13 protein-coding genes are annotated in these 17,129 nt (G+C 65.0%); 7 read left to right on the top strand and 6 right to left on the bottom strand.

Annotated elements, in window-relative coordinates; translation table 11 throughout:
- Positions 1-1,041, bottom strand: a complete 1,041-nt coding sequence (locus BCCGELA001_RS23465) for a patatin-like phospholipase family protein (RefSeq protein WP_060736423.1) — start codon at positions 1,039-1,041, stop codon at positions 1-3.
- Between the two features lie 234 nt (positions 1,042-1,275).
- Between BCCGELA001_RS23465 and BCCGELA001_RS23460 the strand changes: the two genes are divergently transcribed.
- The 3 genes from BCCGELA001_RS23460 (at position 1,276) to BCCGELA001_RS23450 (ending at position 6,625) form a co-directional block, all read left to right on the top strand.
- Positions 1,276-2,349 carry a hypothetical protein gene (locus tag BCCGELA001_RS23460; RefSeq protein WP_008549843.1) on the top strand — a complete coding sequence of 358 codons (1,074 nt, stop codon included), beginning with the start codon at positions 1,276-1,278 and terminating at the stop codon, positions 2,347-2,349.
- Positions 2,350-2,738: 389 nt separating this feature from the next.
- A complete protein-coding gene (locus BCCGELA001_RS38180; RefSeq protein WP_008549840.1) occupies positions 2,739-2,933 on the top strand; it encodes a hypothetical protein in 195 nt (64 codons plus the stop codon).
- A 1,229-nt stretch (positions 2,934-4,162) separates the two neighbouring features.
- Positions 4,163-6,625, top strand: coding sequence for a putative bifunctional diguanylate cyclase/phosphodiesterase (locus tag BCCGELA001_RS23450; RefSeq protein ID WP_060736422.1), 2,463 nt, complete (start codon positions 4,163-4,165; stop codon positions 6,623-6,625).
- On the opposite strand, the gene BCCGELA001_RS23445 is transcribed toward BCCGELA001_RS23450, so the two are convergent.
- From BCCGELA001_RS23445 to thrS, 3 genes are all read right to left on the bottom strand, one after another.
- Positions 6,611-7,882 carry a serine hydrolase domain-containing protein gene (locus BCCGELA001_RS23445; RefSeq protein ID WP_008549817.1) on the bottom strand — a complete coding sequence of 424 codons (1,272 nt, stop codon included), beginning with the start codon at positions 7,880-7,882 and terminating at the stop codon, positions 6,611-6,613. The two genes, BCCGELA001_RS23450 and BCCGELA001_RS23445, sit on opposite strands and share 15 nt — an antisense overlap.
- Before the next feature lie 63 nt (positions 7,883-7,945).
- Entirely contained in the window at positions 7,946-8,509 is a 564-nt protein-coding gene (locus BCCGELA001_RS23440; protein ID WP_060736421.1) for a nitroreductase family protein, read from the bottom strand.
- Between the two features lie 93 nt (positions 8,510-8,602).
- Positions 8,603-10,645 (bottom strand): threonine--tRNA ligase, encoded by a 2,043-nt coding sequence (gene thrS, locus BCCGELA001_RS23435; RefSeq protein WP_008549803.1) that lies wholly within the window; start codon positions 10,643-10,645, stop codon positions 8,603-8,605.
- Positions 10,646-10,829: 184 nt separating this feature from the next.
- Between thrS and BCCGELA001_RS23430 the strand changes: the two genes are divergently transcribed.
- On the top strand, positions 10,830-12,002 hold the full coding sequence (locus tag BCCGELA001_RS23430) for an MFS transporter (protein WP_060736420.1): 1,173 nt from the start codon (positions 10,830-10,832) through the stop codon (positions 12,000-12,002).
- Positions 12,003-12,093: 91 nt separating this feature from the next.
- Positions 12,094-12,459: a hypothetical protein gene (locus BCCGELA001_RS23425; RefSeq protein ID WP_060736419.1), complete on the top strand. Its 366-nt coding sequence runs from the start codon at positions 12,094-12,096 to the stop codon at positions 12,457-12,459.
- Between the two features lie 146 nt (positions 12,460-12,605).
- Here the strand turns inward: BCCGELA001_RS23425 and BCCGELA001_RS23420 are convergent, their stop codons facing one another.
- Positions 12,606-13,925, bottom strand: a complete 1,320-nt coding sequence (locus BCCGELA001_RS23420) for an alpha/beta hydrolase (protein ID WP_060736418.1) — start codon at positions 13,923-13,925, stop codon at positions 12,606-12,608.
- Between the two features lie 318 nt (positions 13,926-14,243).
- Between BCCGELA001_RS23420 and BCCGELA001_RS23415 the strand changes: the two genes are divergently transcribed.
- Complete coding sequence (locus BCCGELA001_RS23415; RefSeq protein WP_060736417.1) at positions 14,244-15,611, top strand: APC family permease; 1,368 nt, start codon at positions 14,244-14,246, stop codon at positions 15,609-15,611.
- 2 nt (positions 15,612-15,613) lie between these two features.
- Positions 15,614-16,828 (top strand): hypothetical protein, encoded by a 1,215-nt coding sequence (locus BCCGELA001_RS23410; RefSeq protein WP_008549785.1) that lies wholly within the window; start codon positions 15,614-15,616, stop codon positions 16,826-16,828.
- Here BCCGELA001_RS23410 and BCCGELA001_RS23405 read toward each other — a convergent pair whose 3' ends face one another.
- Complete coding sequence (locus BCCGELA001_RS23405) at positions 16,829-17,038, bottom strand: hypothetical protein (protein WP_008549783.1); 210 nt, start codon at positions 17,036-17,038, stop codon at positions 16,829-16,831.
- Positions 17,039-17,129 lie beyond the last annotated feature (91 nt).

Here is a 17,129-nt window from a genome sequence, read left to right as displayed (position 1 = left end):
TCACTCTTGTGCGGTGGGCGCTGCCCCTTCAGGAGGCGGCGCCAGCACGTGGATCGCCTCCTGGATCGAGTCCAGCGCGCGCTCGGCGGCGCGCGTGCCGTGCGCAATCAGGTCCTCGGAGCGATGGAAGTCGAACCAGCCGAACTGGCCGACGCGCGGTGTGATCAACAGGTCGGGCGGATCGCCGGCAAGGCGGGCGCGCGTGATGCGGTCCTGCATGATGTTGAAGGCATCCACCATCACGGAGGAAATGCCGGGCCGTCCCCCGCCGCCGAAGAACTCGCGCTTCATGGTCTTCTCGGGTGAGAAAAATCGCGGAAAGCGCCGCTTGGCAGTCGACACTTCGGGTACGACTGCCACTGGCGCGGGCATCGCGCCGTGCGAATAGATCGTCGTGGAATGGGTGAAGATGTCGCTGGAAAGATTCGCGGCGATGACGATTTCGGCGCCGAGCGCGCGGGCGGCCGAGACCGGCACCGGATTGACCAGCGCGCCGTCGACCAGCCAACGGTCGCCGATCAGGACGGGCGCGAAGATGCCGGGCAGCGCATAGGAGGCGCGCATCGCATCGACCACGCGGCCGCGTGTCAGCCAGATCTCGTGGCCGGTGCGGACCTCGGTCGCCACGGCGGCGAACTTGATCGGGAGGTCCTCGATCAGGGCCTGTCCGACCGCCTCCTCGAGCCGGGTTGCCAATTTCTCGCCGCCGAGCAGCCCGGAGCCATTCAGGCGGATATCGAGATAGCCGAGGATGTTGCGCATGCCCTGCAGGCTGCGCCCCCAATCTTCGAACGTATCCAGCCGGCCGGCCGCATGAAGTCCGCCGACCACGGCGCCGATGGAGGTGCCGACCACGACGTCGGGCACGATCCCATTGGCGATCAGAGTTCTGATGATCCCGATATGGGCAAAGCCGCGCGCCGCGCCACCGCCGAGGGCAAGGCCGATGACCGGCCGGCGGGTGGTGCCGAGCCCCACCTTCTCCCCCGCTTTTTCCCCGTTGGAGCCGTTCGCGCCCCGACCTTTCAAAATTTCCAGCACCGAAAAACTCTCCTGCCCGGGCCAGCCTCACACCAGAGTAGGCGCCGCACCTCCGCTCCGCCATAACGAGGGTGAAGCATGGTTTATACCGTTCGGGAAGCAGGGGGCAGCAGTGTGGCGACGGCTGGTCGTCCTCGGCCAATCACGCAGGCGGCAATCGGGTTCCCCAGAACCGTATTTCCTTGGGGGTTCCGAGGCTTGAATTTGCCGCGTTTTCGGTGAAAAGCAGGAGGCATGACACGCGGGGGTGACGGCATCATCGGATGGCGGCGCAGCGTTCGGCTGCTGCCGGCGCTGAGCCTTGCCGCCTGCCTCATGGTCTTGGGCCAGAGCGCCGCTCAGGCGCAGCTTTTCTCCGATCGTCCGCCGCCGGTGCCCCCTGCTTCGGTGCCCGATCCCGGCGCCGCCATCAATCTGGCCGCACCCTCCGGGCCGGGCGCCGGCCCTCCGAGCCTGCCGCCGACGCTGATGCAGCCGCTCTCGCCCAGCATGCCGCCGCCCGCGGTCACGACCGTACCGCCGGCCGCGCCGCTGAATGCAGCCGTGCCGGGCCAGGGCGTGCTGTCGCTGACCGCGAGATACGGCAAGGATTCGCCCGCTATCACCAGCGGCCTGGTCTGGCGCGTGTTCGCCGACCGTCCCGACGAGAACGGCACCTTCAAGCTGATCCGCGAGGACCGCAATGCCGCGCCCAACATCGTGCTGCCGCCGGGCAATTACGTCGTCCACGTCGCCTTCGGCCTCGTCAGCGCGGTGCGCACCGTCAGCCTGAAGGCGGAGACGGATCGCGAATCCTTCGTCCTGCCCGCCGGCGGCCTGCGCATCGAGGGCCGCGTCGGCACCAGCCGCATTCCGCAAAACCAGATCTCGTTCTCGATCTACAAGGGCAGCCAGTTCGAATCCGGCGAGCGCGCCTCGCTGGTGCCCAACGTCGCCGCCGGCGACGTCGTGCTCATCCCGGAAGGCACCTATTACATCGTCTCCAACTATGGCGACGCCAATTCGGTGGTGCGCTCGGACATCCGCGTCCAGGCCGGCAAGCTCACCGACGTCACCATCACCCACCGCGCCGCCGTGATCACGCTCAAGCTCGTCAGCGACAGGGGCGGCGAGGCGCTCGCCAACACCGCCTGGTCGGTGATCACCCCGGGCGGCGACGTCATCAAGGAATCGATCGGCGCCTTCCCGCGCGTCGTCCTCTCCGAAGGCGAATACCGCGCCATCGCCAAGAACGAAGGTAAAGTCTACGAGCGCGGCTTCAACGTCGTGAACGGCGTCGACGGCGAAGTCGAGGTTGTCGCGCGATAGACCTTCGGCAATGCCGCATGCCATGCGCCGCCTTTGCCTTCAGGCGCGATATCTCTCATCTGGCGCACGAACGATCTACCCCCAGTTACCTTCGTCGTCGCGTGTCGGGTGAGCGGATGCTCACCGTTTGCCGCTTCTTGTGTACCGCCTTGAATACGCTGTGAGCGCTATCAGGCTGCCGCGAAGGACTTGAACGAACACCGTTCGCGCCGTCTTATTCCAGCGCTCCGCGAGTTCACCACGGCGGTGGAAGAGACCAATTTCCGATCATCAATTTTATTCTCTTTCCATCCTGCTGCGTTATATGTCGGGCATCCGTCTAACGGGGGAGGCCGGAGCAGGCGCGTGCCTTGCGAGACCGGCAGGAGCAGGGGACCTAGCCCGTCGGCATGTTCGAAGTGATCCTCACCAGGCGCAAGCGGTTCGGCTGGCGATGGCAAGTGTGCGGCCAGTCCGGCAAGGTCTTTGCCGACGGCTTCGAGCGCACCCGGCCGTCCGCCAAATATCAAGGCGAGCGCGCCTTGTTCTTCCTGTTGTCGCAGGCCTATCTGCACAACCGCTCCGCCGCCTCGAGCGAGGATTAGCGGCGTTCCTGCGCGCACATTCCCGTAGCCCGCGTGAGCGACTTGTCCGCCGTAGCTCAACGAGCGAAGGCGGAAGCGATACCCGGGACGCTGCCGGCAGAATCCCGGATGTCGCTGCGCTCATCCGGGCTACAAGACCTTGCGTTGCCCGCCGGGCAAAACACGCCAGTCGTAGGTCAACGGACACCGTCAAAAACATTCTTCTTTACCGAAATTCGGAAACGGCGTACGTATCGCCGCAACCCGGCCCAACGAAGAGGGGCGTATCGCGATCGTCACGAACGCGGGCCGGGCGGCGGTGGACGTGGGTCACACCGGCGCGAAAAGCTTCGCAGGGCGGGCAACCGTGAGCGAACGCGTCGCGTCAACGACGGGTGCGGTTCGCGTACGGTAAAATCGTGTCGTCCTGGCGCCCGGGGTCTGTGCGCCAAGTCTTGCGGTGATGTGGCGGCCCAACCGGGCGCGCGCATCAGCCATCCGCAAGGCGACGGGGGCAATAGTGCATCGCTCCCCAGGGAGAGCACGACATAAGCCGTAAAACCACTGCGCAGGGAAGGCCGGTTGCTTGGCTTCACCTGTATGCCGCTGTGCAATCTTGTAAAGCACACGCTTTCGCACAGTGGACCGTGGGTGCCCGGCCGGCACCCGGTCTTCCCTGCGCCCTTTTCAATCGAGGGTGAGGCATCGACGCAAAGCTCGGGCGAGATCAGCCGCGAGGCTGCGAAGGTATGTCTACAATCAAAGATGCGAACGATGAAGCGACCATGTCGCCCCATTCTCATTGCGAGGAGCCCTTGCGACGAAGCAATCCAGACTGTTTCCGCGGAAGCAGTCTGGATTGCTTCGCTCCGCTCGCAATGACGGCGGAGGTTTCCGTGCGCCAAACTCCACTCTCGTGCCCCGGACGCAGCGCAGCGTCTCTTCGACGGTGCGCTGCAGAGCCGGGGCCCATGCACCAGCCAGTCCTGCGGCGTCCTGGGTCCCGGCTCTGCGCAGCAACGCTTGCGCGTTGCAGCGCGCCCGGGACACGAGAAGTGATCGTCGCGATACACCGCGTCATCGCGCTCTGCGTGGCAGTTTGCACAACCGTCATAGTCTCTAACCCCCACTAACCAACGCCTGACTTAAAACTGTCATAATCACCGAACGGAACCCGCGTCTGCGTTGCTTTTACACGCCGTTAAGTGCCTCCGCATTGGATGCGCCGGGATAGTGCGTTGGGGACTGCCATGACTGCCGCGAAGAAAGTGTCGGGAAAACCGGCCGCCGAAATGTTCGATGACATCCCGGTGCTTCGGCGCAAATGGCGTGCCGCGTTGAAGCCCGGCGAACGGTTGCCGCGCTACGAGGACGTGATGCTCGGCAGCCTCGGTCGGCTCGCCGACCACATCGCGCTGCTCAGGGGTGAGGGCGCGCTCGAATTGTCGCGCAGCGGACGTTACGTGCAGAAATGGCTCGGCGAGGAGCGCTGGGACATTCCGGTCGCGGAGCTGTCGCCCGATTGCGCCACGGCGCTGACGGAGGCAGCGGCGATCGCGCTTGCGACGGGACAGCCGCATCACGCGAGCGCGCATTGCGTGCGGGACGGCATGGTGAGGATCTACGATCTGCTCGCGCTGCCGACCGCCTCGCGCTGGGGCGCCACGCTGGTTGGCGCCTACGTCAACGAGCGCGGCACGCAATATAATCTGCTCGATGCGATTTTCTCGGCGACCGACGACGCGGTCGTCTCGCTGGCAACGTTGCGCGATGCTGCGGGCAGGCCGTTCGATCTCCAGGTCGTGCACCACAACAGGAGCGCAGGCGCGCTGCTGAAGGCCGCGGCCGGAAGCCTGTTGTGGCGGCGGGTCCGTGAGGGAAGCACGCTATTGGCTGCGCCCGAGGTGATGGAATTTCTGCTCGAGGCCGTCTCGGGCGGCCGCGGCGAACAGCTCGAGATCGAGAACGAGGGCCGCTACCTCAGGCTCAGCGCCATCGCCTTCGCCGACGTGGTCTCGCTGACGATCTCCGACGTGACCGCCTTAAAGCGGCGTGACGCCTCGTTCCGCCTGCTGTTCGACAACAACCCGATGCCGATGTGGGTGTTCGATGCCGAGACCAAGCATTTCCTCAGCGTCAACGACGCCGCGGTCCAGCATTACGGCTACAGCCGTGCCACCTTCCTGCGCATGAGGCTGCACGAGATCTGGCCCGAGGACGAGTGGGAGAGCCACGCCGAGGCGCTCGAGCGCGTTGGCGATTCCTATCATTCCTCGCGCAACTGGCGGCATTTGCGCGCCGACGGCAGCGAGATCGAGGTGCTCACCTTCGGCCGCCGCGTCGCTTTCGGCGATCGCGACGGCTATCTGGTCGCGGTGGTCGACATCACCGAGCGGCGCAAGGCCGAGGCGCGGATCGCCCATATGGCCCATCATGACGGGCTCACCGACCTGCCGAACCGCGAACAATTCCAGGAGCGGTTGAAGCAGGCGCTGGACCAGGCCGGAGGAAAACGGGTCGGCGTGCTCTATATCGATCTCGACCTGTTCAAGAACATCAACGATTCCTTCGGCCATCCGGCGGGCGATCGCCTGCTCAAGCAGGTTGCCGAACGCCTCACCACCGCGGTCCGCGGTGCCAATCTCGCGGCCCGGCTCGGCGGCGACGAGTTTGCCGTCATCCTCGCGGCTGACGTCTCGCCGAACGAAGCCAGCGCTTGCGCGACCCTGCTGATCGACATGCTGAAGGCGCCCTACGACATCGACGGCCAGGAGATGGTGATCGGCGCCAGCATCGGCATCGCGCTGTCGCCGGGCGACGGCACGACGTCCGAGGAGCTGATGCGCAATGCCGACATGGCGCTGTACCGGGCCAAGTCCGACGGCGGCGGCATGCACCATTTCTTCGAGCGCGAGATGGACCTCCAGGCACAGAAGCGCCGCGACATGGAGCTCGATCTGCGCCGCGCCTTTGCCAATGGCGAGTTCGAGCTGCACTACCAGCCGCTGGTGTCGATTGCCTCGGATCGCATCTCCGGCTTCGAGTCGCTGCTGCGCTGGCGTCATCCGGAGAAGGGCATGATCTCGCCCGCCGAGTTCATTCCGGTCGCCGAGGACATCGGTCTGATCACCCAGCTCGGCGAATGGGTGCTGCGCGAGGCCTGCGCTGAGGCCGTCAAATGGCCGGCCGACGTCAAGGTCGCGGTCAATCTGTCGCCGGCGCAGTTCCGCAGCCGCAATCTGGTTCAAATCGTGATTTCGGCCCTGGCGCAGTCCGGCCTGTCGCCGCGGCGGCTCGAACTCGAGATCACCGAATCGATCTTCCTGGCGGAGACCGAGGCCAACCTCGCCATCCTGCATCAGCTGCGCGAGCTCGGCGTCGGCATTTCCATGGACGATTTCGGCACCGGCTATTCGAGTCTGAGCTATCTGCGCAGCTTCCCCTTCGACAAGATCAAGATCGACCGGTCCTTCGTCAAGGATCTGGCGCAGCGGCCCGATTGCAGCGCGATCGTGCGGGCGATCTCCGGTCTCGGCCGCAGCCTCAACATCACCACGACGGCGGAAGGCGTCGAGACCGAGGATCAGCTCGACTGGCTGCGCGCCGAAGGCTGCAACGAGGTGCAGGGCTTCCTGTTCAGCGCGGCGCGGCCCGCCGCCGAGATCGCAAAGCTGCTCGTCGATTTCGGCCAGCGCGCCTCACGGGCGGCGTAACGCTTCCGGGTAGCAGTCGTAGACCAGCGCCTTGAACGCGGGTGTGATGCGGCTGCGCTCGTTCTGGGTCTGCTGCATCATGAGGTAGACCATGTCGAGCTTGGGATCGACGCCGAAATAGGTGCCGCTGCCGCTGTCCCATTTCAGCTCGCCGAGCGAGCCCGGCGGCGGCGGTTTGGCGTTGCCGGGATCGGTTCGCACCGCAAGGCCGTAGCCATAGCCGAAGCCGTCACCCGGGAAATAGAAATAGTCGCGTCCGACGCCGGAGTCGGGGCCGATGTGATCGGTGGTCATGGCCTTGAATGCGGCAGGGCTCAGATAGCGCTTGCCCTCGAACTCGCCGCCGTTGAGCAGCATCTGCGAGAAGCGCTGATAATCGGTGATGGTCGAGAGCAGCCCGCCGCCACCGGACTGCCATTCGGGATGGCTGAGGCGCTCGCGTTCGGCAGCGAGCAGGATGAAATCGCTCGGCAACGGCCGCGCCATCCGCGCCAGCTCGTCCTCTGTCGTCAGCGCGAATTTGGTGCTGCTCATGCCGAGCGGATCGAAGATGCGCTGTTTCAGGAACGCGTAGAGCGTCTGGCCCGAGATGATCTCGATGACGGCGCCGAGCACGTCGGTGGAATGGCCGTAGCGCCAGAGCGTTCCCGGCTGCCGCGCCAGCGGCAGCTTGGCGATGCGGTCGGCGAACTCCCTGTTGTCGAAGGGGCCCTCGAAAATGTTAGCTGCCTTGTAGGCCTGCTCGACCCATTTGCCGCCGATATAGTCGTAGCTGATGCCCGAGGTGTGCCGCAGCAGATCCTCGATGTTGACGGGACGGACCGGCGGGACGAGGTCGAGCTCCAGCTTGCCGTCCGGCTTGGTGATCTCGAGGCCCACCTTGGTATGGGAGAAGAGAGGGACGTATTTCGACACGGGGTCGGTCAGCGCGAGCTTGCCCTCGTCGATCAGCATCATCGCGCCGAGACACGTGATCGGCTTAGTCATCGAGTGGATGGCGAAGATCGTGTCCGGCGTCATGGCAAGGCCGGTTGTGACGTCGCGTACGCCGAAGGTCTTGAGGTAGACCGGCTTGCCGTGCTGCTGGACCATGATCACGGCGCCCGGCAGCCGGCCGCTTCCGACCTCGTTGTTGAAATAGGCGGTGATGCGATCGAGACCGTCGGGCGACGGGGCGGGGATGTTGGCGGCGGCGCGGCTTCGTCCCATCGAGCCGGCCAGCAGCGCGGCCCCGACCAGAAATTCACGGCGTCTCATCCGGGCTTCCTCCCTGGTCGGGAACAAAGCCGCAAGACATCGGAGGCGTCAACAAGACTTCGATTAAAAGCGCGTCACGATTTCCGAAAGGAACGGTCGCGGACGGTCTTCGCTCGGCTTGGTCGGCGTGCCCACATGGATGAAGCCGGCGAGCTTTTCGTCCGGTTTGAGGCCGAGGCCATCGAGGACGTCGCGGTCGAAGGAGAACCAGCCGGTCAGCCAGCACGCGCCGTAGCCGAGGGCGGTTGCTGCCGTGACGATGTTCATGGCGCTGGCGCCCGCCGACAATTCCTGCTCGAAGGCCGGGACCTTCGGATGCGGCTTGGTGAAGCTGACGATGCCGATCACGAGCGGTGCGTCCATGAGTCGCTTGCGTTCGACCTCGACGTCGGCGGCAGGCGCGCCGGGATTCTTCCGAGCGAAGACCTTCGCGATCACCTCGCCGGCACGCTGGCGCGCGTCGCCCTCGAAAATGATGAAGCGCCAGGGCGCCAGCTTGCCATGATCGGGCACGCGCGCGCCGATGGTGAGGATCGTCTCGAGCTCGGCTGCCGAGGGGCCGGGCCCGGTCATCTCGCGCGGCTTGACCGAGCGGCGGGTCTTCAGAAGTTCGATGGCATCTCGCACTGCGTTATCCTCTTCAGCTGGTCGGCGGGCGTGCAGACCCGAGATAGGCATGCACGCCCGCAACCGGAAGCGAGTTTAGACCGATTTCAGGGATCAGACGGCGCCGCGCGCCCGCCGGACGTCCGGCGGGGTCGCCTCGTCGAGCAGGGCGGTGATCGCCTCTACCGTCGTCATCACCTTCTGGCCGTCGCTGCCGAGGCGGCGGACCGAGACCGATTGCGTCTCAGCTTCCTTCTTGCCGACCACCAGCAGCGCCGGGATCTTGGCCAGCGAGTGCTCGCGGACCTTGTAGTTGATCTTCTCGTTGCGCAGGTCGATCTCGACCCGAAGGCCTGCGCGGCGCGCCTGCTCGACGACCTGCTTGGCGTAGTCGTCGGCCTCGGAGGTGATGGTGGTGACCACCACCTGCACCGGCGACAGCCAGAGCGGGAAGTTGCCGGCATAGTGCTCGATGAGGATGCCGATATAACGCTCCATCGAGCCGCAGATCGCGCGATGCACCATCACCGGCGGCTTCTTGCCACCGTCATGGTCGATGTAGAAGGCCCCGAACCGCTCCGGCAGGTTGAAGTCGACCTGCGTGGTGCCGCACTGCCAGTCGCGGCCGATGGCGTCGCGCAGCACATATTCGAACTTCGGCCCGTAGAAGGCGCCTTCGCCCGGATTGATCTCGGTCTTGATGTGGTTGTTTTGCGACTGGATCTCGCGCAGCACTGTCGCCATCACGCGCTCGGCGTGGTCCCACATCGCATCGGTGCCGACGCGCTTTTCCGGCCGGGTCGACAGCTTCACGGTGAGATCGCCGGTGAAGCCGAAGTCCGCATAGGTGGACAGGATCAGATCGTTGATCTTCAGGCATTCATCGGCGAGCTGGTCCTCGGTGCAGAAGACGTGCGCATCGTCCTGGGTGAAGCCGCGCACGCGCATCAACCCGTGCATGGCGCCGGAGGGTTCGTAGCGGTGCACCACGCCAAACTCGGCGAGGCGCAGCGGCAGGTCGCGATAGCTCTTCAGGCCATGTTTGAAGATCTGCACATGACCGGGGCAGTTCATGGGCTTGAGCGCGAACCAGCGCTTGTCCTCGGCCTCGTCGCCGGCCGACTGCGCCGCGAACATGTTCTCGCGATACCAGCCCCAATGGCCCGAGGTCTCCCACAGCACCTTGTCCAGGATCTGGGGCGCGTTGACCTCGCTGTAGTCGCCGGTCAGACGCCGCCGCATATAGGCGATCAGCTGTTGGAAGATGGTCCAGCCCTTCGGGTGCCAGAACACGACGCCCGGACCTTCCTCCTGGAAATGGAAGAGGTCGAGCTCGCGCCCGAGCTTGCGATGGTCGCGCTTTTCGGCTTCCTCGATCTGCTTGAGGTAAGCGTCGAGGTCCTCCTGCTTGGCGAAGGCGGTGCCGTAGATGCGGGTCAGCATCGGGTTGTTGCTGTCGCCGCGCCAATAAGCGCCGGCCACCTTCATCAGCTTGAAGGCGTTGCCGACCTTGCCGGTCGAGGTCATGTGCGGACCGCGGCAGAGGTCGAACCAGTCGCCCTGGTAGTAGATCTTGATTGGCTCGTTGCCGGGAATGGCATCGACCAGCTCGACCTTGAAGGCCTCGCCCTTATCGCGGAACACCTGCTTGGTCTTTTCGCGATCCCAGACTTCCTTGGTGAAGGGTTTGTCGCGCGCGATGATCTCGCGCATCTTCTTCTCGATCGCGGCAAAATCTTCCGGCGTGAACGGCTCGTTGCGGAAGAAGTCGTAATAGAAGCCGTTCTCGATCACCGGGCCGATGGTGACCTGGGTGCCGGGCCACAGCGATTGCACGGCTTCGGCGAGCACGTGGGCGCAGTCGTGGCGGATCAATTCGAGCGCGCGGGGATCGTCGCGATTGATCAGCTCGATCTTGGCATCGGCTTCGATGGGATCGTCGAGGTCGGCGATGACGCCGTCGAGCGCAATCGCGACCGTGCGCTTGGCCAGCGACGGCGAGATGCCCTTGGCGATCTCGAGGCCGGTGATGCTCTTGTCGTATTCGCGCCGGGCGCCGTCCGGGAAGGTGAGGGTGACTTTGGCGGCGGGGGTCACGGGCTTCAGATTGCTGAGGGAGTACTGGAAGCCGGATTCGGATTTGGGCTGATCGGTCATTGCTTTACTCCTGAGGCTCACTCCTGCGAACGAGCGCAGGTAAGCGGGAACGAGCGATATATCAGGCGATTCGGCCTGCGCAATCGGGCATTTCCAAGAAAATCCGCGCGCAATGCCGCCGCGCGCGCCAACTATTTCGCGAGGGGCCTTTCATTGGCTGAGTGCCCGCTCTACATGCATTTGCATGGAAAAGCCCCGCGCTCCTCGGTTCGCGCCAACCGCCCTGATGCTCGGCAACATCGTCACCGGCTGCTCGGTGCTGGCGCCGGCGGGCATGCTGCCGGAATTGGCGAGCGGGCTCGACGTCAGCATCCATGCGGCCGGGCTGCTGATCACCTTCGGTGCGATCACGTTGTGCATCGGCTCGCCGCTGACGGCCTGGCTGACCAGCCGCATCGAACGGCGGACGCTGCTCACGACCACGCTGGCGGTGCTTGCCGTCGGCAATCTCGCCTCGGCCTTTGTCCCCGACTATGCGAGCCTGCTCGCGATCCGTCTGGTGATGCTCGCGATCGGTGCGCTCTATACGCCGCAGGCTGCGGGCACGGCGGCGCTGATCGTGCCGGTGGAGCGGCGCGGCAGCACCATCGCCTACATCTTCCTCGGCTGGTCGCTCGCTGCGGCCGTCGGCCTGCCGCTGATCACTTTCATCGCCAGCCGCTATGGCTGGCGCGCCGCCTATGGCGGGATCGGCGCACTCGGCTGCATCAGCTTCCTGCTCTTGATGCTGCGTCTTCCGGTGGACCTGAAGGGCACGCCGGTCGACATCAAGACCTGGGCCGCGGTCGGCCGCAGCAAGACGATCCTGCTCCTGCTTGCGATCACCATGCTGCAAATGTCCGGACAGTTCGTGGTGTTCACCTATATGGGTCCGCTGCTCAACAAGCTGACCGGCGCCGGTCCCGATGCCATCGGCATGGTGTTCGCGCTCTACGGCGTCTGCGGCTTCCTCGGCGTCGCCGTCGCGACCCGCATCGTCGACACCTCGGGCCCTTACCGCACCTCGCTGCTGTTCACCTCTCTGCTGCTTGCGGGCATCACGGGCTGGGCGCTCGGCGCCGGCACGTTGGTGTTGATGGCGGGCGCGGTCGCGGTCTGGGGCCTCGGCTTTGCCTCGACCAATTCGATGCAGCAGGTGCGGTTGGTCGCGGCCGCGCCGTCGCTGGCGTCGGCGACCGTCGCCCTCAACACGTCCGTCCTCTATATCGGTCAGGCGGTCGGCTCGGCCATCGGCGGGCTGCTGTTCGCCCGCGAGCTCCTGCACATGCTCGGCTTCGTCGCGGTCGGTTTCGTCGTGACGGCGCTGATTCTGGTGGTCCTGACCCGGCCCCGGCCGGCTGCTGCCGCGCTGGCCTGAATCCCGCGCTTTCCCGTGCGCAAGGTGCTTGGCAAACCGCGCGTGAGGGCGCTAGAAGGCCGGTGATGGGGACCAAAGAGAGTGGACTGAAATGAGGATGATTCTGGCGGTTGCCGCGGTGCTCTATTCAGCCTCCGCGTTCGCGCAAGCCGATAAGCCACCGATGGTGGGGGACAAGCCGCTGGTGCAGGTCAAGCCGAAAGGGACCAAAGAGGCTGCCGCCGCCCCGAAGGGCAAGCCGCAGTCGATCGCGGTGCGGCTCCAGGCCTGCCTCGAGATCGATGACGGCACCAAGGACCGTCTCAACTGCTACGACGCCGTGATTCCGCCGGCCCCGAAGCCGAAGCCGGCGAAGGCCAAGGGCTACGCCGATTGCCGTTTCTTCAAGGAAGAGGACGAGCGACTGGCCTGCTTCAACGGCTTTGCCGAGAGCATTCCGAAGCTGCCAAAGACCTGAGGTCGAGCAGGCTCGTGCTCGGCCGATACGGCCGAGCGATCGCGGCCGAAAGCATGACGCGGAAAGCTGCGTAGCGGTTTTCCGAAGAGATCATGCTCAAACGACAGGCCACAGCGCGACGACGATTCATCCAAGACTCATCGCGCTTAGCGGCTCGATGCGGATGGATTGGTGGAGGCGACGCGCGTCAGCGCGAGCGAAGGCGTCGCCGACATCTTCACCAGCACGTCCTTCAGCGGATCCCGCGTCCAGGCCCGCGTGACGTAGTCGCGATGGGTGATGCCTTCGCCGGTCTCCACGAACACGACGCTGCCGGGGCGCAACGGCCCGTCCATGTCCTCGGAGACGCTGATGCCCTTCTGCCGCAGCAGGCTCATCAGCTCGCGGTCGCGCCGCGCCGTGTAGCGCGTGTAGGCGCTGACGAAGAAGCCGGAGCGATGGCTTTCGATCCAGGAGGCGAACTTGTCCATCTCGCCGTAGACCGCGTCGAGCAACACGACGCCGCGGACTCGGTCGCTGATGCCGCCGACCTCTAGGCTCCAGGCGGTCGGCAGAAAGCCACCGCTATAGCCGACGATCACGATCGGCATGGTGGCGAAGGCGCGCGCGCTGTTGGGATCGCCGGTGAGCCGGGCCAGATGGGTGGCCGACTCCTCCATGAAGCGCTTGAAACCGCCCGCCTGCCAGAATTTTCCTGCGCTGGAATCGGCGGCGTCGACCGCCATCTGCGGCGCCAGTAGGATCGCATTGGCACCGGAATCGGTGATCTGTTTCGGCACCATCTGCCGGTCGCGCACGTCACGCTCCAGCGTCGCGCCATTGCCGTGGAAGAACACCACGATCACGCCGGGCTTGCGCACGTCGAAATGCTCGGGGATGTGCACCAGCACGCGGCTGTCATTGTAGGTTTCGTCCTGCCAGTAAACGCGCCCCGAATAGCTGCGGTGACCGCGGCGGTCGCCCTTGGAGATGTTGAGGAAGGGCGCGTCCGAGGCGGGGGTGTTGCCGAAATAGGGGAAGGCCGACGATTTCATGCTGACGAGCGTCGTCAGGTCCTCGCGCGGTGGACGCTTGTAGGGGAGCTGCGGTTCGAGCGAAGCCACCTTGTAGGGCGCCTGCTCCGGCTGCGGCTGCACGGCACGCTTGGGCGAGAAGTCCGACATCTGCCGCTGCAGAAAGCTCTCGCTCGCCGAGGGAAAACGCTCCCTAAACTGCGGGGCAGGGAAGCGATCCTCGAACGTGTCGGCGCTTGCCACCCGCGTGTTCGTTTTGGCGACCGCCTGGACATTGGCCTGCGAGTTCGCCGCGAGCGCCGCCGGATCGGGCGCCTTGCCGCATTGAGCCAGCGTCAGAGACAGCGGCACCAAGGCTGGGATCAGGTTGGCCCGGAGCAAACGACCACGCGCGCCGGACGTGGTCCGGCCGGTACGCGTGTCAGCTCTCGATTTCGGAACGGCCCCGACCATCCACCCATGACCCCGAAGTCACATCAAGTCACGTCCATCGGCATTTCTAGACAATTGAGCCGACTGGCGTTTAGGCGACGTTAAGCGTCCGGAGAAACTTCCCCACATCCGGAACGCTTAGGGGACCATGCAATCGTGTCGTGATTGTGGGGAAGGAGGCGTGATTGTCCGGCGGCGGTGCAGGCTTCTTGCCCATAAAGGTGCCAAGATACCCCGGCTGACTTGCCTCATTTAACCCTTGTTAACCCTGCTGAATTGACTGGACCAATCTGCACGATGGCTCCCACGAGGGGTGAGGCCTGAGGTTTGAGGACCCCGATGACGGCATCAGATGCGGGTACCGCGCCCTGGACTGGCCGGCTGACCGGAAGCGGGTCGGGGGTCTCCGTTCCCGTCGCAACCGCCATCGTCGTTGCCGACATGATCGGGGTCGGCGTCTTCACCAGCCTCGGTTTTCAGGTCAAGGACATCCCGTCAGGCTTCTCGATCCTGCTGCTCTGGACGGTCGGCGGCATTGTCGCCCTGTGCGGGGTGTTCTCCTACAGCGAATTGGGCGCGATGTTTCCGCGCTCGAGCGGCGAATACAATTTCCTCGGCCGCGCTTATCATCCCGCTTTCGGCTTCCTCGCCGGCTGGGTGTCGGCGACGGTGGGGTTTGCGGCGCCGGTCGCGCTCGCGGCGATGGCGTTCGGCGAATACGCCAAATCGGTCGCGCCCGATCTGCCAGCGATCCCGCTCGCCATTGGGGTGGTGTGGCTGGTCTCGCTCGTGCAGCTGACCGGCGTCAGGCACTCCGCGACGTTCCAGCTGATTTCGACGATCCTGAAGGTGGTGCTGATCGTCGCCTTCCTGGTGGCCGGCTTCGTCATCGGCGTGCCGCAGCAGATCGCCTTTACGCCGCAGCCGGGCGATCTCGTCCACATCGTCAGCGCGCCCTTCGCGATCGGGCTCGTGTTCGTGATGTATTCGTTCTCGGGATGGAATGCCGCGACCTACATCATCGGCGAGATGAAGACGCCGCAGCGCAGCCTGCCGCGCGCGTTGCTCCTGGGCACGCTGATCGTGCTCGTTCTCTACGTCGCGCTGAACGCGGTGTTCCTTTATTCGACACCGGTTAGCGCGCTCGCCGGCCAGCTCGACGTCGCCAGCGTCGCCGGCAGCGCCATCTTCGGCGATCTGGGCGGCCGGATCGTCGGCGCCATGATCTGTGTCGGCCTGATCTCCTCGATCAGCGCGATGATGTGGATCGGCCCGCGCGTGATGATGACGATGGGGGAGGACATTCCGGCGCTCCGCGTATTCTCGAAGCGATCGATGAGTGGCGCGCCGGCCTATGCCATCCTGTTTCAGCTCGCCATCGCCAACCTGCTGCTGTTCACGCGCAGCTTCGAGGCGGTCCTCGACTTCATCCAGTTCGCGCTGCTGTTCTGCTCGTTCTTCACCGTCGCCGGGGTCATCAAGCTTCGCATCACGGATCCCGATCTGCCCAGGCCCTATCGCGCCTGGGGATACCCGTTCACGCCACTCGTTTTCCTGCTCGTGACCGCGTTCATGATGTATTACCTCTTGACCGAGCGACCGTTGCAGTCGCTGTCGGGGATGCTCGTCATGCTCTCGGGCCTGTTGATTTATGCTGTTTTCCGCAGGCGGCCGGTCGCCGTTGCCGCTTCACCACATCGCGAATAGAGATGGTCCGAGCCTTCAGAATTGCGACCGTCGCTCTTGCCCTGCTGGCAGCGGTCGTCTCGTCCACGCATGCGGCGGAGGTCACCTTCGACGACACCGCGCGCTTCCTTGCGGGCATGCAGCCTTCGGCGGACTCGCCGCTGCTGCCGCTCACCAGGGACCCCGCCTGGCAGCGGCACGAAAAATTCTTCGACGGCGCGTTCGCCCAGCTCGAGCAGCGGCAACTCTCGAAGATCCGCAGTTGGGCCGACGTCAATCTGGCCGCGCCCCGGCCGACCATGTTCTACTTGTTCAGCGGTCCGGATTTCCTCTACGCCAACACCTTCTATCCCAAGGCCAGCACCTATGTGCTCGGCGCGCTCGAGCCGGTGGGGGCCGTGCCCGACCTGACGCGGCTGCCACGCGGTTCGATCGGCGCCGCGCTCTACAATGTCGAGCGCTCGCTCGGCTCGATCCTGAGATTCTCGTTCTTCATCACCAAGCAGATGAAGGTCGACTTGAGCGCCAACCAGGTCAACGGCACGTTGCCGATTCTCTATGTCTTCCTCGCCCGTTCCGGCAAGACCATCCGCAACGTCGAGATGGTCGCGCTCGACGACAAGGGCGGGATGCATGTCGGCGGCGACAATCCGGGACGGAACGCGACGCGCGGCGTCCGCATCACCTTCGCCGGCAGCGAAGGGGAAGCGCGCACGCTGTATTATTTCTCGACCGACCTTTCCAATTCCGGGGCACGCGCGACCGGTTTCCTGAAATTCTGCGAGACGCTTGGCCCCGGCAACAGCCTGATCAAGAGCGCGTCCTATCTCCTGCATTCCGGCAATTTCACCGTCGCGCGCGACTGGCTGCTCGCCAACAGCGCCACCATCATCCAGGACGATTCCGGCATTCCGCTCGCGAACTACAATGCGCGGCAATGGCGACTCTTCCCATTCGGTCGCTACCTCGGTCCGATCGATGAATTCCCCGGCCGCCACCAGGAGCGCTACGCCGAGCTGTTCAGGCGCGCCCAGCCGGTCGATTTCGGCGTCGGCTATCGCTGGCGCACGCACGAGTCGAACCTGCTGCTGTCGGTGAAGGTGCCGGGCAGCGAGGCTGCGCCGGCGGCGGAAGCCACCTCGTCCGCCGAGCCGCCGCCCAAGCCGCCGCGTCCGAAGCGGCTGCGCCCACCAGAGTCGATCCCGCCGCAGTCCGGACGCTCCTTCTGGTTTCGGTAGCTACCAGTGCACGCTCTGGCTCGGCACGATGAATGACGTCGTGCTCGGGGCTGTCGCAAGGCTCGTCGACAGGTACCAGCCGGAGCCGAGTATGAGGATCAGCAGGGCGATGATCGCGAGCAGATCGATGGTTCTGGGGTCGTGATGGCCCGCCCGACCGCGGTTGGGCCCAAGGCCGAAGGGAAAATGAGGGCTGATTTTCCAGCGCATTGTTGTTTCCTCCCTATGGGAGCAGCACATCAACGCGAGAGCAAATTTCCTGTTCCAGGAGAGGCAGCGATGCGCAAAGCACTGCAGCAGG

Source organism: Bradyrhizobium sp. CCGE-LA001, from assembly GCF_000296215.2.
Taxonomy (GTDB): domain Bacteria; phylum Pseudomonadota; class Alphaproteobacteria; order Rhizobiales; family Xanthobacteraceae; genus Bradyrhizobium.
This window is presented reverse-complemented; position numbering and strand designations above follow the sequence as displayed.